The following is a 23,669-nucleotide window of genomic DNA, read 5'->3' as shown; positions in this document are numbered from 1 at the left end:
ATTCCTTTCTCAAAAAAGGCGCACTACCTAGGTAGCGCGCCTTTTTTAATTGCCACCTGCAGTGTGGCTAGCGACTCGCCCGCCTCGAGGGGTAGCCCTAGCACCTGCGCTACGGCTCGGTACACGGCCGCGGGGCTACCTAGGGCCAACACGCCCGCGTCGCCGCCAGCCTGGGTCGATTTGCTGAGCTTGTGGCCCGTGGCATCAGTTAGTAGCGTGTGGTGATAAAATAGAATGCGTGAGCCGGTAAACGCTTGCGTCTCGCTCACTTGCGCCGCCAGCCACAGCTGCGCCGCCGTGCTAGGCTGCAAGTCGAGCCCGCGCACCACGAGCGTCGTGCCCAGCCGCAAATCATCTACTACCGAGGCTACTTGGTAGGCGGCCACGCCATCTTTCTTACGCACCACAAAATCGGGCATGAGCTCGGCCAGCGGCACTTGGCTGCCGCTAGGTGCCGCTGGGCCCGCCACGGGCACCGTAGGTGGCACGTGCACGCGCCAGGCCGCGCCGGGTGTATCGAGCGGCACGGGCTCGGCGGGGCTGGTGCGGCTGCGACGCGTGGCGTACACCAGACCCGGCTGCTGGGCTAGGCGGCGCAGCACGCGGTTGTAGTCGGGAAGGTGCAGCAGCTGCGAACAGTGCCGCAAAAAATCGTCTGGCCCGCTAGGACCGCGGTCGTAATCAATACCCAGCCAGTCGATTACCTGAAAAATATTCGCCAGGTAGGGCCGCCGCAGCCGGGCGCGGTCAAGGTCATCGATGCGCAGGTGCAAGATGCCCCCCGCTTGCCGCACGAGAAGCCAAGTGAGCACAAAGTTCACGGCATTGCCTAGGTGCAGGTAGCCGCTGGGCGTGGGCGCCAGCCGGCCGACAACAGGTGCGTGGCTAAAAGGCTTCTGTTGAAAATTGTTTGTCATTGCGAGCGCAGCGAAGCAATCGCCCTAGAGCGGCTCGCCATGATGCGATTGCTTCGCTGCGCTCGCAATGACAAAAATACCTTACCCCACTTACCTAACCTTTCCTACTCCACCGTTATCCACGGCGTGCCGGCCTCGTGCGCCCGCAGTTCGCCAAAGCTTTCTAGGGCTAAGCCATGCTGGGCAAATACCGCCTGGGCGGCGGCTTCGGCAGCGCCGGGCTCAACGCACACGAGCAAGCCACCCGAGGTTTGGGGGTCGCAGAGGTAAAACTTTTGCTCGTCGGTGAGGGCTGCTACCTTGTGGCCGTAACTCTGGAAGTTGCGCACCGTGCCGCCGGGCACGGCACCTTGTAGCAAATAGCGCTCAGCTTCGAGCAGGCGCGGCACGCGGTAGTAGTCGATGACCGCCTGCACGTTGCTACCCTCGCACACCTCGGCCAAGTGACCTAGGAGGCCAAAACCAGTCACATCCGTCATGGCTCGCACCCCGGCAATCTGCCCTAGGTCGGCGCCTATCTTGTTGAGCTGCCGCATCTGGGCGGGGGCAATATCGGCGTCTTCGGGCCGCAAGATGCCGCGCTTCTGCGATGTGGTTAAAATGCCCACCCCTAGGGGCTTGGTAAGGTAGAGGCGGCAGCCAACCGTGGCCGTATCGTTGCGCTTCAGGTCTTTTTCTTCGACCAGGCCCGTCACGGCCAGCCCAAAAATCGGCTCGGGCGAGTCGATGCTGTGCCCGCCGGCCAGCGGAATGCCCGCCTCGGCGCAAATAGCACGCGCACCCTCCGTGACCAGCGCCGCCACCTCGGGCGACAGCTTATCAATGGGCCACCCTAGCACCGCGATGGCCAGCAGCGGCCGCCCGCCCATGGCGTACACGTCCGAAATGGCATTGGCCGAGGCGATGCGCCCGAAGTCAAACGGGTCATCGACAATGGGCATAAAAAAATCAGTGGTGCTGATAACGCACTGCCCAGCCTGGCCCGGCAGGCGGTACACGGCCGCATCGTCGCGGCTGCCGTTGCCTACCAGCAAGTTGTCGTAGTTGGGCTGTGGCAAGCTGCTGTGCAAGATTTTATCGAGCACGCTAGGCGCGATTTTGCAGCCGCAGCCCGCGCCGTGGCTGTATTGAGTGAGGCGGATATTGGAGAGGTCAGGTGTCATCATCTAATAAATTCAATAGGCAGCAAATCAAGTACTTTCTAAAAGCGCTTGACATGACAACCGTTGTTAAGGTATTTGTAGCTAACTCAACCATTCTAAAAGGAGAATAGATTGGCTAGTGGTAAGCTAAAAATTCCAGGCTGCTTGCTGTAGCACTACCCGGTAGCCATCGGGGTCTTCAAAGGTCAGGCCCTGCTGGTCCCAATACGGATTGTGTGCGGGTACGGGCTGGTAGCCGTGGGCCCGCAGCCGGGCTACGGCAGCTTCCCAGGCCGCCAGCTTAGGATAGTAGAATACCAGCAGATGCTCGGGCGAAGGGGCCCGCTCGGCAACGTGGCCCGCCTGGCTCGTAAACTCCAGGTGGTACGGGGCTTGCGGGTGCCCGACCATTAAGCCATCAAACCCATCGTGTTGCGCGAAAGCGTACAGCTCGCTCATCCCCAACGCTTCTATGTAGAATTTTCGCAATGCGGCTACGTCGTTCGTAGGGCGGGCCACGCGTAGTTTCGGTAGCATCGGCGTGGACTGCATTAGGCGTGGGGAGTGGATTGCACAGCCGTCAGCACCAGCGCCGCATTGGCAGCCGCGTCGGTGCTCGTAGCAGGCACCATTACGCCCTTGCGGTCTTCCAGCCCATAGCCATACGTCTTGTCATAGTACGCTAGCACCAGCTCAACCATGCGGACCATGTCGTTCTCGGCGATGGCACCTAGGGCATCTTTGGTCACGAGGCCACCTAGGCGCTTACGCAGGCGCAGTACCGCCGAGGCCAGCGCGCCAGCATCGTGGCGGCCGTAGTCGGCGGCGAGGTACTGCACGCGGGCTTCGCGGGGCACATCGAGCACCACCAGGGGAGCAGCCTGCATTTGGGCAAAAAACTCGTTCGGAATACCCAGGCTGCCAATGGTGCGGCTCTCGTCCTCTACCCAAATGGGCCGGTCGTCGGGCAGAGCAGCTAGTGCGGCGGCGAGGTCGTTTTCAAACTGCTCCTGCGTGGGCTGCGGCGGTTGCCCTAGGCTCCCAAACGACGAACCTTGGTGATTAGCCAATCTTTCTAGGTCGAGTACAGGTTCGCCCTGCGCAGCCAGGGCGTGCAGCACGGTGGTTTTGCCGCTGCCCGTGTAGCCGCCCAGTACGCGTAATTGGCGCGGGCGGGCCATTTCGGCCAGGGCCCAGCGGCGGTAGTCTTTGTAGCCTTTGTCGAGTAGGTTGACTTTGAGGCCGCCTAGCTCGAGCAGCCACTGCACGGCCCCGCTGCGCATGCCGCCGCGCCAGCAATGCAGGCGCACCTCCTGGCCGGGCGCTAGCTTGCGGGCCTCTTCGACCATCCGGCGCATTTTGGGCCCAAAAAAATCGAGCCCCAGCAGCACGGCCTTGTCGGGGTTGACCTGCTTATAGGTAGTGCCGATGCGCGCGCGCTCCTCATCGGTGAAGAGCGGCAGGCTGAGCGCGCCGGGAATATGGCCCTGCGCGTACTCGGCCGGGGCGCGCACATCGAGGATGGGGCCGGCGGCAGTGCTTAAAAAATCAGTAATAGGATGGCGAGGCATGGAAAGCAGCAGCAGCCGGCAGTAGCGGCCCCTGGCTGCCACGAAAGTACCGGCCCGAGCCTAGTAAAGTTTCCGTTGTCGGCTGGGTTGAGCTAACTGAGTGGCGGCGGCTTGCGCGCCTTGGTGTAAGTTTGCAGCTAATTCGCAGCCCTCACGCCCGGACTTCCGGCCGCGCGCACTGCGCTTTCGCTAAATGCTGACAGCTTTCCTCGTCTTCTTCCCGCTCGCCGCCGCCCTGCTGCTACACTTTGCCAAAGGCGCTGCGGCCCGTGCGCTGGCCCTAGGGGCCGCCCTTCTAGAGTTCGCAGTTGCCGTGTTCGCGGCCATTACCTACGCCCGCAGCGGGCCCGCGAGCCTCGACTTCAACCTGAACTGGATTCCGTCGGCGGGCATCACCTTCCACCTAGGTATCGACGGCTTGAGCTTGTGCCTCGTACTGCTCACCACGGTGCTGGTACCTATTATTTTGCTCACCGCCTTCCGCCACGAAGAATACGAGAACCCTGGCGCCTTCTACGCGCTGGTGCTGTTCATGCAAACGGGCCTGCTCGGCGTGTTCACGGCTTTAGATGCGTTTGTGTTCTACTTCTTCTGGGAAGTGGCCCTGATTCCGATTTACTTCCTGGCTGGTGCCTGGAGCCGCCACGAGCGCCGCATTCAGATTACGTTTAAGTTCTTCTTATACACCATCATCGGCTCGCTATTTATGCTGGCCGGCTTTGTGTATCTATATATGCAGACGGGCCCTGCCGCTGGCTCGCTGGCCGCGCACTCCTCCGACTTGCAGGCGTTCTACAACCTGAAGCTCGGCGCCTCGACCCAGGCGTGGCTGTTCTGGCTCATCTTCGCCGCCTTCGCCGTGAAAATGCCCATTTTCCCCTTCCACACCTGGCAGCCCGATACATATACCGAGTCGCCGGCCCCGGCTACCATGCTGCTTTCGGGCATCATGCTCAAGATGGGTATCTACGGCTGCCTGCGTTGGCTGCTGCCCGTGGTGCCGCTCGGCGTAAGCCAGTGGCAGCAGTTAGTGGAGGTACTCGCTATCATCGGTATCGTCTACGGCGCCATCATCGCCATCCGCCAGGATGATATGAAGAAGCTCATTGCCTACTCGTCGCTCTCGCACGTAGGCCTGATGATTGCCGGCGTGTTCTCGCTCAAGGCTATTGGCCTGCAAGGCGCCGTGGTGCAGATGCTGGCCCACGGGGTCAACGTAGTCGGCATGTTCTTGGTAGCCGATGCCATCGAGCGTCGCACTGGCACCCGCTCGCTGGCCGACCTAGGTGGCCTCACCCGCCGCACGCCCCTGCTCAGCGTCTGCTTTTTGGTAATGTTGCTCAGCACCGTAGCCCTACCGCTCACGGGTGGCTTTGTGGGCGAGTTTCTGCTGCTAGAGGGTGTGTACGAGTTCAATGCATGGGCCGGTGCCGTAGCTGGCCTCACCATCATCTTCTCGGCCGTGTACTTGCTGCGCATGTACCAGCGCGCCATGCTCGGGCCCGAGTCGGCGTACTCCGATACCATCACCGACCTCAGCGGCACCGAGTTGCTGATGTTCGTGCCGCTCATCGTGCTAGTGTTTTGGCTGGGCCTGTTCCCAGGCACGTTCCTGCACTTGTCTGAGCCCGTTACCAGCCAGATTCTCACCGTAGTCGGCCGCTACTAATTCAATAGTGTCATGCTGGCGAAGGCAACATCTTATCAAGGCTGTTTTTGTCACTTCAACTAGTTGCTTATTGAGCGCGGGCGTGATAAGATGCTTCGCAAGCTCAGCATGACAGGCGTATTTCTATGCTCCCATTAGTTCTCCTCTCCGTCTTCGGCATCGTCAACCTGTTCCTAGGCTTCCTGCGCTCCAACCGGGCGCTGATGCCTTTTGTACTGGTGGTGCTCGCCCTCGTTTTTGGCCTCAACCTGCTCGACTGGAACCACGCCGGCAGCATCTCGGGTCTCTTCGACTCGCCCTACATCAGCCAGATGCTGACGGTGGACAATTACTCGGTGGCGTTTAGCGGCATCGTGCTGCTCACGGCGCTGCTGCTGTTACCCTTCTCGAACTCTTACGTAGCCGCCGGCGAGCCCAACCTTGCCGAATACTACTCCCTGCTGCTATTCTCGCTAGTAGGCGCCATCATGATGGTGAGCTACAACCACCTCATCATGCTCTTTGTGGGCATTGAAATATTGAGTATCAGCATGTACTGCCTGGCTGGCTCCGACAAGCGCAATGTGCGCTCCAACGAAGCAGCCCTCAAGTATTTCCTGCAAGGCGCCTTTGCTACGGGCATTCTGCTCTTCGGCATGGCCCTGCTCTACGGCGCTACCGGTACGTTCCAACTCTCGGACCTGGCCACCGCAGTGGCTGCCCCCGCCAACCAAACCTTGCAGCCCATGCTTTACGTCGGGGTGCTGATGATGGTAATCGGCATCGGTTTTAAGGTATCGGCCGCCCCCTTCCACTTCTGGACCCCCGACGTGTACGAAGGCACGCCCACTTTCTTTACTGCCTTCATGAGCACGGTCGTGAAAACGGCCGGTTTCGCCGCCTTCCTCAAGCTACTGGTAGTGGCGCTACCCGCCGCCAGCACGGTGTGGCTGCCTACTATTGCAGCCATGTGCGTGCTCACGCTGCTGCTCGGCAACATCGGCGCGGCAGTGCAAACCAGCGCCAAGCGTATGCTGGCTTACTCCAGCGTGTCGCACGCTGGCTACCTACTCCTAGGTCTGGTAGCAGGCCAAGGTAAGCTCAGCGGCCCGGCTGCCCAAGGCATTTTCTTCTACAGCCTCGCCTACTCGGTGGCTACAGTAGCCGCTTTTGGTGTGCTCAAGCTCGTGGCCGACCAGCGCCAGCGCGAAGACTACGCCGGCCTCGCTGGCCTGGGCCGCACTAATCCATTGCTAGCTTTCGTGCTCACGGTAGCCATGCTGTCGCTCGGTGGCATTCCACTCACCGGGGGCTTTTTCGGTAAGTTTTTCATCTTCATGGCCGTGGCACCTATTAATATCTGGCTGGTAGTTTTCGCTGTAGTAATGAGCATGGTGGGTATCTACTACTACCTACGGCCCGTTATTGCCATGTACTTGCGCCCCGCCGAGCCCGGCGTCCCGCAGACTCCCATTGTAGTCGACGGCTTTCAATCAATAACGCTTGTAGTGCTTGCTGCCCTCACGTTGATTCTGGGTATTCTACCCGGCTTCTTGAGCGGCTTGCTGTAAACGCTCGCCTTTAGCCACCACAAAAAAAGCCACCTTATGCGGGTGGCTTTTTTTGTGTGCGATAAGCTAGCTCGGGTGCTACACCGTTGGGGCAGCTTGCTGCACGGCCGAAGGCGTAGGGTTGTACTCAGGCGTAGCGGCAGCGTGTTCAGCCGCCCGTTTACCCTTGTCGTCCTTCACGTCACGCTTGTTGAAAGGTCTGATAATCAAGCGCAGAGCCTGACCCGAGCTGACGTAGCTAAAGGCCCAGTCAACCAGTGCCACCACGCGGTTGCGGAAGCCCACTAGCAGAATAAGGTGGATAAACAGCCACGACAGCCACCCTAGGAAGCCTTTGAAGTGAATGTTCTTAATGTCCACCACGGCTTTGTTACGGCTCACGATGGCCATCACGCCTTTATCGAAGTACTTAAAGTCTTGCGGCGCTTCGTTGCGCAAAATGCGCTTAAAGTTCTTGGCTAAGTGAGCAGCTTGTTGCTGCGCCACGGGCGCCAGCATGGGTAGGCCGCGGGGCATCTCCTCGGTCACCATATTGGCCACGTCGCCAATGGCGAAGATGTTCGTTTCACCTTCTACGAGGTTCCACTGGTTCACCGTAATACGCTTATTACGCGTCACGGAGGGCTCAGCCAGGCCGGGCAGGGCGGCCCCGTTTACCCCGGCGGCCCACACCATATTTTCGGTCGGAATGTACTCGGTCTCCGAGTAATAGGCCTTGCCTTCTTCATACCGCTTGATGCCCGTATTCAACAGCACCTTCACACCCAGCTCGTCGAGATAGCGCTTGGCATCGGCCTGTGAGGCCTTCGACATAGGACCTAGGAGCGCGGGCCCGGCTTCGACCAAGAAAATCTGCATCTTCTTCAGGTCCAGTTCGGGGTAGTCTTTAGGCAGCACGTGGTTGCGCATCTCGGCCAGCGAGCCGCTAATTTCGACGCCCGTTGGGCCGCCGCCTACTACCACAATGTTGAGCAGCGATTGTTTCTGCTCGGGGTCAGTAGCGAGCAGCGCCTGCTCAAAGTTCTGAAAAATGTAGCTCCGCAGGTTTAGCGCGTTTGGAATGCTCTTTATCTGCATCGCATTCTTCTCGATACTTTCGATACCAAAGAAGTTGGTGAGCGAGCCAGTAGCCACTACCAGATAATCGTACTTAATATCGCCAATACTGGTTTGCAGCGTGTTAGCGGTCGAGTCAACCCCCTTTACATCGGCCATGCGGAAGAAGAAATTCTTCTGCCCCGCAAAAATTTTGCGCACTGGGTAAGCTATGCTGTCGGCCTCCAAGGCACCCGTTGCTACTTGGTATAGCAGCGGCTGAAAATTGTGGTAGTTGTTGCGGTCTACCACTACCACTTGCACGGGTGCATCGGCCAGCTCCTTTGCCAGCCGCAGCCCGCCGAAGCCGCACCCCACTATCACTACGCGCGGCTGCGCCGAAACCGGAAGATTCGTATCCATAAAAAAAGCAAAAGGTGGCAATTGACTGCCACCTCTACTTTACCGAAAAATGCTAGCCTTTGTTGTGAAATTTACATTAACTCAACAAGTAATACCTTGACTAACAAAGGCTTTTTTACCGCTTAATAATCGTCACCCGATTTACGCTTGAAGTCGCCGTTTTTGACCTGCTTTATCAATTGCAGCCAGCTAAAGGGGTTCAGCAAGGGGTTATTGCTTTGTAGGTTCGGCGCAGTGCCCATGCGGCGGTCGAAATTGTACTGCTGCTGCGACATGGTTTGACGGTAGTTGGCCGTGGCGCCCATGGGCTGCGAGTTGAAAATCTTCCGCATCAGGTCCTCGTTGAGGTTTTCGGCTGCGGCCGAGCCGCGCTCATCGGCCGGCTTCATGGCCAGGAAGGCGCGCTTGAATGCCTGCTCGGTGGTGTAAGGGAATACCCGCACCTCGGGCAGCACGGTGGCATCTTCCTTGAGCGAAATGATAACCGAAAAGCTTTGGCGCTGATAGTCAGCCGGAATTACAATGGTTTGGTTGCGATAGCCCAGCGAGCGCACTACGATGCTATCACCAGCCAGCACGGCCATCGAGAAGTAGCCGTAGGCATTAGAGGTGGTACCGCGGCCGGCCTTGGGCACGTACACCGAAGCGCCACCCACGCCCAGCAGGCTGTCGCCGCTCGCGATAATGCCCGTAAACTGCACTATCTGGCGCTTGCCCTGGGCCCAGGCCCGCGGGGCAGCCAGCAGGCCAGTGAGCACTACTAGGCTCAGCATCACTAAGAAACGACGACTATTCACAAAAGTAAGGTGGGTCTTAACTCAACTAAAACAAAGATACGAAGCTGCCCGGCGCGGCCGCCGTACTTTTGGGCTTCTAAAGCAGCCGGGCGTCGGCTTCCCAACGGCAGATGCGCATAAAACATTTCTCCGTTGCATTTGGGCAACAACTTTTCAAGGCCTTGGGCGACGAGAGCCGCGTGCGCATCCTGCATTTGCTGTGGCGCAACCAGGAGATGGTGGTCGGTGACCTAGAGCAGGTGCTCGATTTCACCCAAACCAAAACTTCGCGCCAACTCACGTATTTGAAGAATGCTGGCCTGGTTGGTTTCCGCCGGCTTGATAACTGGATGTTTTATTTTTTAAAAGAAGAGACAATCGAGCTGCTTCAGCAGTTGCTTGGCTACATGGAGCGCGACCCGCAATTGCTGCGCGACCAACAAGTGTACCAAACCCTGTGGAGCAACCGCGAGCTGGCCGCGTACAAAATACAGAACCGCCGCTGGCTGCCCGAGTCCTAGGGTGGCCGCGAGGTGCTCGAACGCGCCATAAGGTATCAGCAGCTATTTAGCTTATTCTTGACTAGACGTATATGATTGACCATCACATTTTTGTTTGCAATAATCAGAAGTCCGAAGTTGGCGACGATGTGGCCAAAGCTATCAAAAAGGAGCTTAAGCAGCAAGGCCTCAAGACCTTTGTGGCGAACGGGCATAAAGCGCATAACCGCGTGCAGACCTGCAATTGCCTCGATTTGTGCAAGCACTGCAAAAAGGGCCCTGGTGCGGCCGTTGTAGTGTATCCTGAAGGTATTTTTTACGGCAACGTACGGCCCAAAGACGCCGAGCGCTTGGTGCACGAGCACCTGGGCAAAGGCCAGCTTTTAAATGACTTGCTGCTGGATAAGTAGCCCAAAGTTCACCGTTAGCGCTAGCACAGTTGCCTCCTTATGAAGCAGTATCGCCATCTATTCTTCGACCTCGACCACACGCTGTGGGACTTTGAAACCAATGCCCACGAGACCCTGCAGCAGCTTTACCTCGACTACGACCTAGGGCGCCACGGCACGTTTTCGTTTGAGCAGTTCAACAGCCGCTACAGCGAGGTCAACCATGCTCTGTGGCGGCTGTATCAAGCCAACAAAGTGACGCAGAAGCAGCTGCGCGAAACCCGCTTTCTGCGCACGCTCACCAAGCTGGGCGTAGCCGAGGAAGATATTCCGGTGGATATTTCGGCGCGGTTCACGGATATATTACCTTATAAATCAGCCGTTTTTCCGCACACGCACGAAGTGCTCAGCTACCTGCGCGCCAAGGGCTACGTGCTGCACCTCATCACCAACGGCTTTGAGGAAGTGCAACGCATCAAGCTCACTTCGTCGAAAATGACCGACTACTTCCAGGAGGTTATCACCTCCGAGGCCAGCGGCTGCCTCAAGCCCGACCCGCGCATGTTTGCTCATGCGCTGGAAAAGGCCGGCGCTACCGCCGCCGAGAGCCTGATGATAGGCGACAACCTAGAGTGTGACGTGCTGGGTGCCTACAACGCGGGCATCGACCAAGTGTACTTCAACCCCGAGCGGCGGCGGCATTTTGCCCAAATCACCTATGAAATTGCCAGCTTAGATGAGCTGCGCAGCTTTTTGTAATTGTTCATTTCCATTCGTTATGCAGAGCGTAGCGAAGCCTCTCGCTCGCGCCGTTGCTGACGATTGATTTTACTACCCCTCGCGAGAGGCTTCGCTGCGGTCTACCTGACGAGCGTCGTTTAATTCCCCTTTCTACCTATGGCAAACGCCTTTTTTCAAGTCCCCAAGCCCCTCAACGAGCCCGTGAAGGGGTATGCCCCCGGCTCGCCCGAGCGCCTCGAACTGGTGAAAGAACTCAAGCGCATCAAGCAGCTAGAGCGCGATATTCCGATGCACATTGGGGGCAAGGAAGTGCGCACAGGTCGCACCATTAGCCTGCACCCGCCGCACGACCACCAGCACACCCTAGGTCACTTCCACGAGGGCGATGCTGCCCACGTGACCCAAGCCATCGACGCGGCCCTGGCTGCCCGCTCGGCCTGGGCCAACCTGCCCTGGGAAGAGCGCGCCGCTATTTTCCTGAAGGCCGCCGACCTACTGGCCGGCCCCTACCGGGCGCGTATCAACGCGGCTACCATGTTGGGCCAGAGCAAGAATGCGTTTCAGGCCGAGATTGACGCGGCTTGCGAGCTGATTGACTTTTTCCGCTTCAACGTGCACTTCATGCAGGAAATCTACCGGCAGCAGCCCGAGTCGGCGCCCGGTATGTGGAACCGCTTGGAGCACCGCCCGCTCGAAGGCTTCGTGTTTGCGCTCACGCCGTTCAACTTCACCTCCATTGCGGCCAACCTGCCCGCCTCGGTGGCCATGATGGGCAACGTAGTAGTCTGGAAACCAGCTTACCCGCAAATCTACTCGGCGCAGGTGCTGATGGAGCTTTTCGAAGAGGCAGGCGTACCGGCGGGCGTTATCAACCTCATTTATGTGGACGGCCCGGTGGCCGGCGATGTGATTTTCAAGCACCGCGACTTTGCGGGCATCCACTTCACGGGCTCGACCAAGGTTTTCCAAACCATCTGGCAGGAAATCGGCCAGAACCTGCCCAACTACAAGTCCTACCCCCGCATCGTGGGCGAAACCGGCGGCAAAGACTTTATCGTGGCACATCCCTCGGCCCACGCGAAGGCCGTGGCCACGGGCATCACGCGCGGCGCATTTGAGTACCAGGGCCAGAAGTGCTCGGCAGCTTCGCGGGTGTACCTGCCCTCGAACCTGGCTGATGAGATTCTGGGCTACGTGAAGCAGGATTTGGCGAGCATCAAAATGGGTGACGTCGAAGACTTTACCAACTTCGTGAACGCCGTAATTACCGAAGCGAGCTTTGACAAGCTGGCCCGCTACATCGACGGCGCCAAGCAAGATGCGGACGCCGAAATCGTGGCCGGCGGCAACTACGACAAGTCGAAAGGCTACTTCGTGGAGCCGACCGTAATTCTGGCCAAAACGCCCAAGTACGTGACCATGTGCGACGAGCTGTTTGGCCCCGTCGTGACGGTGTATGTGTATGACGAAAACGAGTTTGAGGCTACCCTCGACCTTGTGGACTCGACTTCGCCCTACGCCCTCACCGGCGCCATCTTCTCGCAAGACCGCTACGCCATCGACCTGGCCACCAAGCGCCTGGTGAACGCGGCCGGCAACTTCTACATCAACGACAAGCCCACCGGGGCTGTGGTGGGCCAGCAGCCCTTCGGCGGCGCCCGCGCCTCGGGCACTAATGACAAGGCCGGCTCGGCCCTTAACCTGCAGCGTTGGGTGTCGCCCCGCGCCATCAAGGAAACCTTTAACCCGCCTACGGACTACCCCTACCCGTTTATGGGCGCCGCGCCCAAAGAGGATTTGAACCTCGACAAGGGAGGTTTTTAAGCTGAACGGCTAGCCAACTTAGGAGCGACTGGAAACGGTCGCTCCTTTTTTGTGTTTTTCTGAGCCAAAACTGAAGGAAAAACGAAAAATAACCTCAACGCGGCTGCCCCAACACCGTACCTTTGCACCTGCTACTGCTAGGTATGAATTCTTCGCGTTCGCAAAATCCGTTTCTGCTGGTTTTGCTCACGGTAGGCCTCCTAGGTCTACTTTCTCTCTTAAAACCGGGCTTGACGGTGGGCGGCGTGGAGTTGCGCCCAGTGCGCCTGCTGGCCGACATCTTGCGCAAAGACCCCGCGGCGGTAGCCCGCCTCGATGCGCCGCCGCCCAACGGCCCGGCCACCCCTACCCCCGCCGACACAGTAGCCGCTACGGCTCCGCCCGACTCGGCCGAGGTAGCGGCCAAGACCAAATCGCCCAGTGTGCCCAACTTAGGTGGCCTCGACAGCTTCCTGGCCGCGCTGCGCCAAACCAAGGCCGACGGCAGCCCGGTGCGCATCGCGTACTTCGGCGATTCCATGATTGAGGGCGACCTCATTACCGGCGACCTGCGCAACAGCCTTCAAACTGAGTTTGGCGGCACGGGCGTGGGCTACGTACCAATAAATTCTATTACGGCAGACTTTCGGGGCACTATCCGACAGTCGTTTTCCGACGACTGGCAGGAGTATAATCTCATAACGCCCAAGCTGCCCGCTGAATACCCCCTAGGTATCTCGGGGCACGTGTTTTTGCCGCGTGCGCTGGGCCAGGTTGATAGCACCGGCAGCCCCGCGGCCGGGGCCAGTTGGGCCGAATTCAAGAGTGGCGGGCCGTTTGCGGCGGTGCGGCGCTTCGAGCAGGCGCGGCTATTTTACGGTCCCGGCTCGGCCCGCGACGAAGTACTGGTAACCACCAACGGCCACGAGGTGCCCCACGCGCTAGCGGGCACGGGGGCCTTGAATGCCATGCTGCTGAAGCCCGGCGTGCCGGCCCGCTCCATGCGCCTGGCCTTTGCCACCCACCGCCCGCGCCCGGTGTACGGCATCAGCTTTGAGAGCCCTAGGGGGGTGGTGCTCGATAATTTTTCGTTTCGGGGCAATAGTGGCATGTCGCTCACGCGCATACCATTTAAGGAGTTGGCCGCGTTTGGCAAGGAACTCGACTATCGCCTTATCATTTTGCACTACGGCGTAAACGTGGCCTCGGCCAGCTACCCCAACTACAAGTGGTACGCCCGCGCCATGACCCGCGTGGTCGACCGTATGCAGCGTGCCTTCCCCAATGCCAGTATTCTCATCGTGGGCATGAGCGACAAAAGCTCGCGCATCGACGGCGAGTTTCAAACCGACCCTAGCGTGCCGCGCCTACTGGCCGCGCAGCAGCAACTGGCCCAGCGCAACCACGCCGCGTTCTGGAATTTATTCGAGGCTATGGGCGGCGAGAACTCAATGGTGAGTTGGGTGGAAGAATCGCCCGCGCTGGCCAACAAAGACTACACGCACGTCAATGCTAGGGGCGCGCACAAAATCGCGGGCTTGCTCTTCAACTTCCTGATGCAGCAGTACGCCCACCCTACTTCTACCCCTGCCGCCAAGCCCGCCGCTCGCGCCGATAGCAGCGGCCCGCCCGCGGCCGAACCCCACGCCCCCGACTCGGCGGCTATTCAGTAACCACGCATGCGCTTGCTTTCTACCCTGCTCTTGCTGGGCTGGCTGCTGGCTGGCGGCGCGACGCACGCGCAGCAGGCGCCCCGCGGCCAGCTCGACAGCTTGCAGCGGGCCCACCCCTTCCTGCGCACCTCGGCCAACCATATCGAGAACGCGACCATCGGCCTCCAGCGTTTTTACCAGCGGCTACGGCAAGCGCGCCAGCTGCCCGCGGCGCTGCCCGGCAGCCGCGTGAGCGTGGTGCACCTAGGCGACTCGCACATCCAGGCCGACGACTACTCCGACCGCGTGCGGCACGAGTTGCAACGCACCTACGGCAACGCCGGCCGCGGGCTTGTCTTTCCATACGAAGTGGCGCGCACCAACGGCTCGCGCACATACCGCACCACCTCTGTCCGTGGTGCTTGGCGCTCGAAGCGCGTGCTGGCCGCGCAGCCCGATAGCACGCTACCAGTAGGCATAAGTGGCATTTCGCTCGCCACGGCCGACTCGGGCGCGGCTTTCACGTTGCGTATTCCCATTCGGTATTGGCCGGCGTATCAGTTCAATTCGCTGACGCTGCTGCGCCAGCCCGGCCCAGCGGCCTTCGACTGGCAAGTGCTCACGCCGCAGCGCAAGCTCCTAGGTACCGTGCCCGGCGCAGGCCGCAGCGTAGCCGATACGCTGCCCCTCGACTCGCTGCGCACCCTCGTGACGCTGCGCACCACCCGCCGCACCGCCGCCCAAACCAGCGGCGTGCTCTATGGCCTGGTGCTGGAAAATGGCCAGCCCGGCGTACTCTACCACGCCATCGGCATCAACGGGGCGCAGGTGCACCAGTACAACCGCACGCCGCAGTTCTTGGCCCAGCTGCCGCTGCTGCAGCCCGACTTATTTATTATTTCCCTGGGTACCAACGACGTGTATTACCCCAAGTACACGCCCGAGCGCTTCACGGCGCAGCTCGATACGCTGGTACGCAGCCTGCGCCGGCGCTCTCCTAAGGCCGAAGTGCTGCTGGTAGCCCCCGCCGACTCGTACCGCGCCCGCCGCTACCGCAATCCTGAGTTTGCGCGGGTGTCGGGCATTTTGCGCACCTATGCACAGGCCCACGACCTGGCATACTGGGATTTTGCCGCTGTGCAGGGCGGCTACGGCAGCATGGCCCAGTGGCGCACCGCCGGACTGGCGCAGGCCGATTTAATTCACTTTACCCGCTCGGGCTACGACCTGCAGGGCCTACTACTTTACCTCGCGCTTCAGGATGGATTTGCTGCGTTCCCTACTCGATAACATCGACCTCGACCGGCTGCTGGGCCAGTTTGCCTACAGCCCCAAGAGCCCGATGATATTCAACACGGGGTTCTTTTTACTGCTCTTCCTAGGGTTCCTAGGTATCTACCAATTGCTACGCGGGCACCACCGAGCGCGGCTGCTCTACGTCACGGCTTTTTCGCTGTTTTTCTACTACAAGTCGAGCGGCTGGTATTTCTTGCTGCTGGTTTTCTCGACCATCGTCGAGTACAACTTTGCGCTCTGGATAGCCGACTCGCCCAGCCCAACCAAGCGCAAGCTGCTGCTCACGCTCAGCCTGATAGTCAACTTAGGGATGTTGTTTTACTTCAAGTACACCAACTTCTTCCTCAGCGGCTACCAGGCCCTCACCGGTCAGCCAGTACCGGTGCTGCATGTGCTGCTGCCGGTGGGCATCTCGTTCTACACCTTCCAGACTTTGAGCTACACCCTCGATGTGTACCGCAACCAGATAAAGCCGCTACGCAACATCTGGGACTTCGCGTTTTTTGTATCCTTCTTCCCGCAGCTCGTGGCCGGCCCCATCGTGCGGGCCTCCGATTTTATTCCTCAAATTCCCAAGCCGCCCTTCCTCTCGCGTGAGGACATGGGCCGGGCGGTGGTACTCATCGCGGCGGGCCTGTTCAAGAAAGCCATCATCTCCGACTACATCAGCCTCAACTATGTCGACCGCATTTTCGACATGCCCACCCGCTACAGCGGCATCGAAAACCTGCTCGGCGTGTACGGCTACGCGCTGCAGATTTACTGCGACTTCTCAGGCTACTCCGACATTGCCATCGGCATTGCGTTGCTCCTAGGTTATAAGTTACCACCAAACTTCTTATCACCTTACCAAAGCACCAGCATCACCGAGTTTTGGCGGCGCTGGCATATTTCTCTGTCCAGCTGGCTGCGCGACTACCTCTATATCCCGCTGGGTGGCAACCGCAAGGGCGTTTTTCGGCAGTATCTCAACCTGTTTTTAACCATGCTCTTGGGTGGGCTGTGGCACGGTGCGTCGCTCACCTTTGTACTGTGGGGCGCGCTGCACGGCGTGGCGCTGGCGGTGGATAAGCTGTTTAAGCAGATTTTCAAGCCCGGCGATAATTGGCTTGTCAAGCTGCTGGGCTGGGTTATCACCTTCCACTTCGTGTGCTTCTGCTGGATATTCTTTCGGGCCGGCTCCTTCGACATCGCGACCCAGGTTATCCACCAAATCACCCACAACCTGCGGCCCGATTTGCTACCCCAAGTAGTGGCCAGCTTCCGCGCTGTGTTTGCGCTGGTGGCCCTAGGTTACCTGCTACACTTCATTCCCGATGGCTTCACGTTTAGCCTCGAAGGAGCAATGGGCCGCCGCTCGGTGATAACGCAGGCCGTGGTCGTGACGGCAGTTATCTGGCTGGTGATTCAGGTGAAGTCGGCCGAGATTCAGCCGTTCATCTACTTTCAATTCTAGACCGCAGATTCGAACGGATTTTTGAGATTTAACGGATACGCCCGGCTGCGCCGGGCTGACTACTCTTGTGAGGCCCTTTGTCGATTGCTTGGCGAAGGGCTTTGCTTTTTGCGGCGGCTTGGCTGTTGAGAGGGGCTGGTGGGTGGTTTAACTAGCAAACTTAGTTTGGAGTGCAAAACCTTGGGTGATGCCTTCTGCGAAGGAAGTAGTAGCGTTACGATACTATTTTTCACTTGCAACATAGTTTCAATAAAGAATAAAAAAGCGCTACATTTGTCCTTCATAAAGGTCAAATAGCTCTTTTTAATTCTTAAATGAAGCTTTTCAATATTATCAATCGCTCTACTGCGGCTGATATACTATGTTGCGTAAGGCTACCCGCTGCGGCGGGCATGACGCGAGTGGCGAGCCTTCTAGGGCTGCTGCTTCTGCTGGCAGTTACGGCTTCTGCCCAAACCCTAGGTACCATTACGGGCCATGTGGTGGGAACGAGTGGGCAGGCGCTGGAAGGCATTTCGGTGGTGGAGCAAACTGGGCAGTTTGCTACGCTGACCGATGCGCAGGGGCGCTTCACGCTCGATAAGCTACCGCTGGGCTCCTACACGCTCATCACGCGCAGCCTAGGGCACCAAGAAGCGCGCCGCACGGTGCTACTGAGCGCCGAAATACCCAACGCGGTGGCTGATTTTCGGCTGGCCGCCAGCACCAATGCCATTCAGGAAGTGGAGGTGCTGGGGCGAAAGGAAACGACCTACAAGAGCGACTACAGCTTTGTAGGTACGCGCACGGCCACCGACCTCATCGACGTGCCGCAATCCATCTCGACCGTGACCAAGGAACTGATGGACGACCGCCAGGCCTACCGCCTCACCGATGTGGTGAAGAACGTGGCGGGCGTTGCCCAATACTCTCACTACGATGATTTTACCATTCGCGGCTTTCGCAACGGCTACGAGAGCGGCTTCCGGCTGCTGAATGGGCTGCGCTCGGGCTTCAGCTTCGGCAACGCCTTCGTGCAAGCCCCGCTGACCGTGAACCTGGAGCGTGTGGAGGTGCTGAAAGGGCCGGGCGCGGCGCTGTTTGGTGACATTAACCCCGGCGGCACCATCAACATGGTGACCAAGAAGCCGCTAGCCGACGCGCGCCAGGCGCTCACGTTTTCGACGGGCAGCTTCAACACTATGCGCGCCACGGCCGACTTCACGGGGCCGCTCAACGACAAGCAAAACGTGCTCTACCGCTTCAACGCGGGATACGAGAAAACCAACTCCTTTCGCGACGTTAACGACTCGAAGTCGCTGATGCTAGCGCCCACAGTGACGTTTTTGGTGACCGACAAAACCACCCTCAACGCCGAGTTGGTGTACACGCACGTGGACGGCTACCTCGACCGCGGCCTGCCCATCAAGAGCAACGACCTGTACGGCGTGCCGCGCTCCTTCACGCTGAGTCAACCCAGCGACTACCTGCGCACAACCACGTACTACTTTAATGCCTCGTTGAATCATAAATTCAACAACTGGCTGTCGTTCAATGCTTCTTATCTGGACTTCACGTACAACGAAGCCCTGAGCGAGCACCGCACCCTCAACAGCTACGACAACTCAGACCCCACCAAGCCGCGCAATTCGATTATGAACCTGCGCTACTTCGACCGCCGCGCCGAAGAGTATACCAAGAACCTGTCGGGCTATTTTGTGGCCAATCGCGCTACGGGCTCCATCAACCACAAGCTGGTGGCGGGGGCCGACTACATCCGCTTCAACACCGACAAAGAAAGCGCCATGTTTGAGGCGCGGCAACGCATTGCAACTACCGTTGTGGGCACTACCATCACGCAGCGCATGGTACCGTTGCAACTTGACCTCAACAGCCCGAGCTACGAAATCCGCGACCCAAGCACTTATATCCGCCGCTCTACGCCGCAGTTTTTCATTGATTACATCAACTCTATTTATCACACCACGGGCCTGTATGTGCAGGACCAGATAGAGGTGACGCCCCGCCTAGGGGTGCTGCTAGGTGCACGCTACGAGCTGTTTGCCGACGAGCGCGACTACGGCGATGGCTCGACCAGCATCCCGCAAACCAAATTCCTACCTAGGGCCGGCCTCACCTACGCCCTGCGCGAAAACCTCAACTACTTCGCCAGCTATAGCGCCGGCTTCCGGCCACTGCGGCCCGAACTTCTACGCTTTCCCGAGCGCTACGGGCGCAACGAGCCCTTCAGCCCAGAAACCAGCTACCAGTTCGAAACCGGCCTGAAAGGCGAGTTTTTCAACAAGATGCTGTTTGCCACCCTGGCCGCTTACCAGATTGAGCGCCGCAACCAGCTCGTGAATACCGGCTCGCTCTCCGCCACGGGGGCGGCCATCTACCGCCAAAACCAGGCCCGCTCGCGCGGCGTGGAAGTGGAGCTGACGGGCAACATTCTGCCTAATTTCAGCCTGAACGCCAATTACGCCTTCAACCATACCGAGGTAACCGAGGCCGACCTAGCCGCCGAAAAAGGTATGCCCCTGGCCAATGCTCCCCAAAACTCGGGTGGCCTGTGGGCTAAGTACACCTTCCTTACGCCTAGCCTACGCGGCCTGGGCCTAGCCGTGGGCGGCAATTTCGTGGCCCGCCGCCGCTTCGAAAATCAGGTAACACCCCTCAATGGCGGCCCAGATGAATGGGCCTACTGGCCCGGCTACGCCGTGGCCGACGTGGCCCTGTTCTACACCGTCAACCGCTTCAACTTCCACGTCAACCTGAACAACCTGTTCGACAAGTACTACTTCGTGGGCGGCTACGATTACTTCCGCGCCAGCCCCGGCGCACCGCGCAACTACATGGCTACGCTGGGGTACTCGTTTTAGCGCATTACCCCACCCCCGGCCCCTCCCCTCCGGGAGAGGGGTGCCGACCGCAAGCAGACATAAGCGAACGCAGTCGTCAGGCTCCCCTCTCCCGGAGGGGAGGGGCCGGGGGTGGGGTAATGCCCCTGCTTCTACTATTTACAATTATGCCTCCCATCCTCGAAGCCCGCGACCTGCGCAAGGAATACCCTGGCAAGCTGGCGCTCAAAAGCCTGAATCTTCAGCTCGCGCCCGGCGAAGTATTTTGTCTGCTGGGGCAGAATGGCGCTGGTAAGTCTACGACTATCAACCTCTTCCTAGGCTTTATCGCGCCTACGGCAGGGGCGGCGTATATCAACGGGCTGGAGGTAGCCCGCCATCCGCTCGACATAAAAAAACACCTGGCCTACATTCCCGAAAACGTGCTGCTGTACCCCCACCTCACGGGGCTCGAAAACCTGGCTTTGCTGAGCAGCTTGGCGGGGTTTAAGTACTCAGAGAATGAGTTGCGTGACTACCTAGCCCAGGCCGGGCTGCCGCCCGAAGCGGCCAGCCGGCGCGTGGGCACCTACTCGAAGGGCATGCGCCAGAAGGTGGGCATCGCCAGCGCCGTGGCCAAGCGAGCGCAGGTGCTCCTGCTCGACGAGCCCACCTCGGGCCTCGACCCAAAGGCCAGCAACGAGTTTTCGGAGCTACTACAACAGCTCAGTGGCCAGGGCACGGCTGTGTTTATGGCTACGCACGACATTTTTCGGGCTAAGGAGGTGGGCACCCGCGTGGGCATCATGCGCGAGGGCGAGCTGGTAGACGTGCGCCCCACCGCCGCCCTCAATGCCAACGAGCTAGAGCAACTCTACCTCACGCACATGCAGTAAGCCCATGGTTAGAAGCATTGCCCACAAAGAATTTCTCAGCACCCTACGCGACCGCCGCTTTGCGGTACTGAGCCTGCTGATGCTGGCCCTGCTGCTGGCCGCTACGCTAGTGGGCCGGCGCGGCTACGCCACCTTGCAGGCCGAGCGCGCCCTGGCGCAAGAGACGGTGAATGAGCAGTTTCACCACCAGCCGGGGCGGCACCCGCACCGGGTGGCACACTACGGCACGTTTGCCTTCCGGCCCCGGGCAGCACTCAGCTTTTTGGATAGCGGGCTCGATTCGTTTACTGGGGCGGTGGTGTACCTAGAGGCGCATCAGCAAAACAGCGTCAATTTCAGCCCGGCCCAGCAGGCTGGTTCGCTCATCCGCTTTGGCGAGCTGTCGGTGGCCTTTGTGCTGCAAACGCTGGTGCCGCTGCTGCTCATTTTTCTGTGCTTCGGGGCTTTTACCGAGGAGCGCGAGGCGGGCACGCTGCGCCTGCTGCTGAGCCAGGGCATTACGCTCCGGCAGGTGGCCTGGGGCAAAATAGACGGCTACGGCCTGGCGGCGGCGCTGGTAGTGGTGCCCGCCCTAGGGCTAGCCAGTGCGCTGCTTTTCAGTAGTGAAGCTACGGCTGGCAGTCCCGACCGCTGGGCACGGCTAGCCTTATTTGGGCTGGGCTACGTGGTTTATTTCTTCGTGATTATTGTGGGCGCGGTGGTGGTGTCGGCGCGGGCCAGCCAGTCGCGGGCGGCGCTGGTGACGCTGCTGGGCTGCTGGATGCTGGGCTGCCTCATTCTGCCCAAAGCCACCGCTAACCTAGGCGCGGGCCTCTTCCCGGCCATCACCAAAGCCCAGCTCGATGCCGCCGTGCACGAGGAGGCTCAACACGGCATCAACGGCCACGACCCGCAGGATAAGCGAGCGGCAGCCCTCAAGGCGGCCTTATTCAAAAAGTATAGCGTCAGCGACGAAAAAGACCTGCCCATGAGCGTAGCCGGCGTAACCATGGCCGAGGGCGAAGCCTATTCGAGCCGGGTATACCAACAGCATTTCGCCGACCTCACCCGCACCTACGAGCGCCAGAATGCTCTCTCCACCTGGGCCAGCCTGCTCAACCCCTACCAAGCCATCCGGCCGCTGTCGATGGGCTTGGCCGGGTCCGATTTTGCGCACTACGTGCACTTTCAGCAAGCGGCCGAAGCCTACCGCTACCAGCTCGTGCAGCACCTCAATGGCCTGCAAGCCAGCATGGGCTACGGCGATAAAGAGCGCCGCCTCGACGCAGCTACTTGGCGGGCCATCCCAGTTTTTACTTACCAAGCCCCGCCGCTGGGTTGGGCGCTGCCGCAGTTGGCCTTGCCCACGCTAGCCCTGCTGGCCTGGGCGCTAGCCCTGAGCTGGTTGGGGATGCGGTTAGTAGACCGGAGCACGACAGGGTAGCTCTTTTTAAAGAATTGTATTCCATTCTGTCATGCAGAGCGCAGCGAAGCATCTCGCGTGCTGCAGTAATCTTCAATGTTCGCAGACGTCAGCACGCGAGATGCTTCGCTGCGCTCTGCATGACAGCCGTTTTTGGCTTTTGCTCAAAATCCCTACTCGCTAGGCTGACCTGCTACGCTCTTACTCGCTCCTATGCGCCTATTCCGCCTGCTTTTCTACTACGAATACCTGCACTTCAAAGCCTCGCGGGGCCTACTGTTGCTTACGGGGCTACTGCTGGCGGCTGGCCTCTACGGCATCTACTACGGCACAGCCGAGGTGGCCCGGCAGCGCCAGCACCTAGCCGAGTTGCCCGACCTAGGGCGCCATCAGGTAGCTGAGTTGCAAGCCAAGTTTCCCGGTCCCGCCGATGCGGGCGAAGTCGGCTACTACCACCAGAACTACGCCTTGCACCACCCCACCGCCTGGGCCGGCCTGGCCCTGGGCCAGCGCGACGTGAACCCCTACTACCTCAAGTTGCGCCTACTGGGTCTACAAGGCCAGCTCTATGCCTCCGAGAATGTTAACCCTACCAAGGCGCTCAGTGGCAACTTCGACCTTGCCTTTGTGCTGGTGTACTTGTTTCCGCTGCTCATTATCGCCCTAGGGTTCAACTTACTATCGAGCGAGCGCGAGCAGGGTATTTTGCCGCTGCTGCTGGCCCAGCCAGTGAGCGCCACGCAGTTGGTAGTGGCTAAGCTGGCCTTTCGGCTGGCGGTGGTGCTGGGGCTGGGGGTGCTGCTGTCGGCCGTAGGGCTGGCTTGGGCGCGGGTGCCGCTCGATGGCCGCGTGGGCCTGTGGCTGGCCCTAGGTGGGCTGTACTGCCTGTTTTGGTTTGGGGTGGTGCTGCTGGTCACGGCCTGGCAGCGCAACTCGTCTTTCAATGCAGTGGCGCTTCTTGGGGCGTGGCTTACGCTGGTAGTCCTGGTGCCCAGCCTCTTGAGTGTATACGTGGCCGCCGCGCGGCCGGTACCGCAGGGCTTGGCGCTTACTATGCAGCAGCGGGAGGCTATCCACGGCGGCTGGGACCAGCCTAAGGCCGAAACCATGCGGCGCTTTTTTGCCCAGTACCCGCAGTACCGCGACACAGCCACCATCCGCGAGCGCTTCGTGTGGCGCTGGTATTATGCCTTTCAGTACCTAGGCGACCAGTCAGCCGCGCCGCTGGCCCGGGCCTACGCCCAGGGCCAGGCCCAGCGCCACGCCCTAGCCCAGCGGCTGGCGTGGCTGTCACCGGCGCTCAGCGCGCAGCTCAGCTTCAACGCCCTGGCCGGCACCGACCTGCCCGCTCACATGGCCTTCCAGCAGAGCGCTACCCGCTACCACGACGCGCTACGGGCGTTTTACTACCCCTTCTTATTTAAGAAAGTCCCCTTCACCCACGCCGAATATGCCCGGCTGCCCACCCACTCCTTCACTAGCCCCAGCGATACCAGCGCGGCCTGGGCAGGCCTAGGGCAGCTACTACTGAGCACGGCAGCGGTGTACGCGTTAGGGTTGGCCCTATTGCGCGGCCGGGCGGTGCAGTCGCGCTAACGTGTAACTCCACGAGACTCCCACCCCCGGCCCCCT

Annotated in this window: 19 protein-coding genes; 13 read left to right on the top strand and 6 right to left on the bottom strand. The window is 59.8% G+C overall.

The window, feature by feature from the left end:
- Nucleotides 1-23: 23 nt before the first annotated feature.
- The 4 genes from JAO77_RS01555 to mnmH all read right to left on the bottom strand — a co-directional run bounded on the left by JAO77_RS01555 (nucleotide 24) and on the right by mnmH (nucleotide 3,630).
- On the bottom strand, nucleotides 24-917 hold the full coding sequence (locus JAO77_RS01555; protein WP_198988515.1) for a glutamate--tRNA ligase family protein: 894 nt from the start codon (nucleotides 915-917) through the stop codon (nucleotides 24-26).
- A 104-nt stretch (nucleotides 918-1,021) separates the two neighbouring features.
- Entirely contained in the window at nucleotides 1,022-2,083 is a 1,062-nt protein-coding gene (selD, locus tag JAO77_RS01550; protein WP_198988514.1) for a selenide, water dikinase SelD, read from the bottom strand.
- 123 nt (nucleotides 2,084-2,206) lie between these two features.
- The gene (locus JAO77_RS01545) at nucleotides 2,207-2,596 is read right to left on the bottom strand and encodes a VOC family protein (RefSeq protein WP_198988513.1); all 390 of its coding nucleotides are present in this window, start codon (nucleotides 2,594-2,596) and stop codon (nucleotides 2,207-2,209) included.
- A 14-nt stretch (nucleotides 2,597-2,610) separates the two neighbouring features.
- A complete protein-coding gene (gene mnmH, locus JAO77_RS01540) occupies nucleotides 2,611-3,630 on the bottom strand; it encodes a tRNA 2-selenouridine(34) synthase MnmH (protein WP_198988512.1) in 1,020 nt (339 codons plus the stop codon).
- A 193-nt stretch (nucleotides 3,631-3,823) separates the two neighbouring features.
- Here mnmH and JAO77_RS01535 point away from each other — a divergent pair, with 193 nt between their 5' ends.
- Nucleotides 3,824-5,299 (top strand): complex I subunit 4 family protein, encoded by a 1,476-nt coding sequence (locus JAO77_RS01535; protein WP_198988511.1) that lies wholly within the window; start codon nucleotides 3,824-3,826, stop codon nucleotides 5,297-5,299.
- A 125-nt stretch (nucleotides 5,300-5,424) separates the two neighbouring features.
- On the top strand, nucleotides 5,425-6,849 hold the full coding sequence (locus JAO77_RS01530) for an NADH-quinone oxidoreductase subunit N (RefSeq protein WP_198988510.1): 1,425 nt from the start codon (nucleotides 5,425-5,427) through the stop codon (nucleotides 6,847-6,849).
- Between the two features lie 78 nt (nucleotides 6,850-6,927).
- On the opposite strand, the gene JAO77_RS01525 is transcribed toward JAO77_RS01530, so the two are convergent.
- Nucleotides 6,928-8,307 carry an NAD(P)/FAD-dependent oxidoreductase gene (locus tag JAO77_RS01525; protein ID WP_198988509.1) on the bottom strand — a complete coding sequence of 460 codons (1,380 nt, stop codon included), beginning with the start codon at nucleotides 8,305-8,307 and terminating at the stop codon, nucleotides 6,928-6,930.
- Between the two features lie 122 nt (nucleotides 8,308-8,429).
- Complete coding sequence (locus tag JAO77_RS01520) at nucleotides 8,430-9,104, bottom strand: carboxypeptidase-like regulatory domain-containing protein (protein WP_198988508.1); 675 nt, start codon at nucleotides 9,102-9,104, stop codon at nucleotides 8,430-8,432.
- Between the two features lie 110 nt (nucleotides 9,105-9,214).
- Between JAO77_RS01520 and JAO77_RS01515 the strand changes: the two genes are divergently transcribed.
- From JAO77_RS01515 to JAO77_RS01465, 11 genes are all read left to right on the top strand, one after another.
- Nucleotides 9,215-9,604 carry an ArsR/SmtB family transcription factor gene (locus tag JAO77_RS01515; RefSeq protein WP_144851342.1) on the top strand — a complete coding sequence of 130 codons (390 nt, stop codon included), beginning with the start codon at nucleotides 9,215-9,217 and terminating at the stop codon, nucleotides 9,602-9,604.
- A 71-nt stretch (nucleotides 9,605-9,675) separates the two neighbouring features.
- Nucleotides 9,676-9,993: a (2Fe-2S) ferredoxin domain-containing protein gene (locus JAO77_RS01510; protein ID WP_198988507.1), complete on the top strand. Its 318-nt coding sequence runs from the start codon at nucleotides 9,676-9,678 to the stop codon at nucleotides 9,991-9,993.
- Nucleotides 9,994-10,032: 39 nt separating this feature from the next.
- Nucleotides 10,033-10,731: a YjjG family noncanonical pyrimidine nucleotidase gene (locus tag JAO77_RS01505; RefSeq protein WP_198988506.1), complete on the top strand. Its 699-nt coding sequence runs from the start codon at nucleotides 10,033-10,035 to the stop codon at nucleotides 10,729-10,731.
- Between the two features lie 138 nt (nucleotides 10,732-10,869).
- Nucleotides 10,870-12,537: an L-glutamate gamma-semialdehyde dehydrogenase gene (gene pruA, locus JAO77_RS01500; protein WP_198988505.1), complete on the top strand. Its 1,668-nt coding sequence runs from the start codon at nucleotides 10,870-10,872 to the stop codon at nucleotides 12,535-12,537.
- A gap of 143 nt (nucleotides 12,538-12,680) precedes the next feature.
- Entirely contained in the window at nucleotides 12,681-14,189 is a 1,509-nt protein-coding gene (locus tag JAO77_RS01495) for an SGNH/GDSL hydrolase family protein (protein ID WP_198988504.1), read from the top strand.
- A 6-nt stretch (nucleotides 14,190-14,195) separates the two neighbouring features.
- On the top strand, nucleotides 14,196-15,458 hold the full coding sequence (locus tag JAO77_RS01490; RefSeq protein WP_198988503.1) for a GDSL-type esterase/lipase family protein: 1,263 nt from the start codon (nucleotides 14,196-14,198) through the stop codon (nucleotides 15,456-15,458).
- On the top strand, nucleotides 15,436-16,920 hold the full coding sequence (locus JAO77_RS01485) for an MBOAT family O-acyltransferase (protein ID WP_235998175.1): 1,485 nt from the start codon (nucleotides 15,436-15,438) through the stop codon (nucleotides 16,918-16,920). Before JAO77_RS01490 ends, JAO77_RS01485 begins: the two co-directional genes overlap by 23 nt.
- 314 nt (nucleotides 16,921-17,234) lie before the next feature.
- On the top strand, nucleotides 17,235-19,781 hold the full coding sequence (locus JAO77_RS01480) for a TonB-dependent receptor (RefSeq protein ID WP_198988501.1): 2,547 nt from the start codon (nucleotides 17,235-17,237) through the stop codon (nucleotides 19,779-19,781).
- 146 nt (nucleotides 19,782-19,927) lie between these two features.
- Nucleotides 19,928-20,635, top strand: a complete 708-nt coding sequence (locus JAO77_RS01475; RefSeq protein WP_213019307.1) for an ABC transporter ATP-binding protein — start codon at nucleotides 19,928-19,930, stop codon at nucleotides 20,633-20,635.
- A 4-nt stretch (nucleotides 20,636-20,639) separates the two neighbouring features.
- On the top strand, nucleotides 20,640-22,058 hold the full coding sequence (locus JAO77_RS01470) for an ABC transporter permease (RefSeq protein ID WP_198988500.1): 1,419 nt from the start codon (nucleotides 20,640-20,642) through the stop codon (nucleotides 22,056-22,058).
- A gap of 192 nt (nucleotides 22,059-22,250) precedes the next feature.
- A complete protein-coding gene (locus JAO77_RS01465) occupies nucleotides 22,251-23,633 on the top strand; it encodes an ABC transporter permease (RefSeq protein ID WP_198988499.1) in 1,383 nt (460 codons plus the stop codon).
- Nucleotides 23,634-23,669 lie beyond the last annotated feature (36 nt).

This window comes from Hymenobacter sp. BT559, assembly GCF_016427535.1.
Classification (GTDB): domain Bacteria; phylum Bacteroidota; class Bacteroidia; order Cytophagales; family Hymenobacteraceae; genus Hymenobacter.
This window is presented reverse-complemented; position numbering and strand designations above follow the sequence as displayed.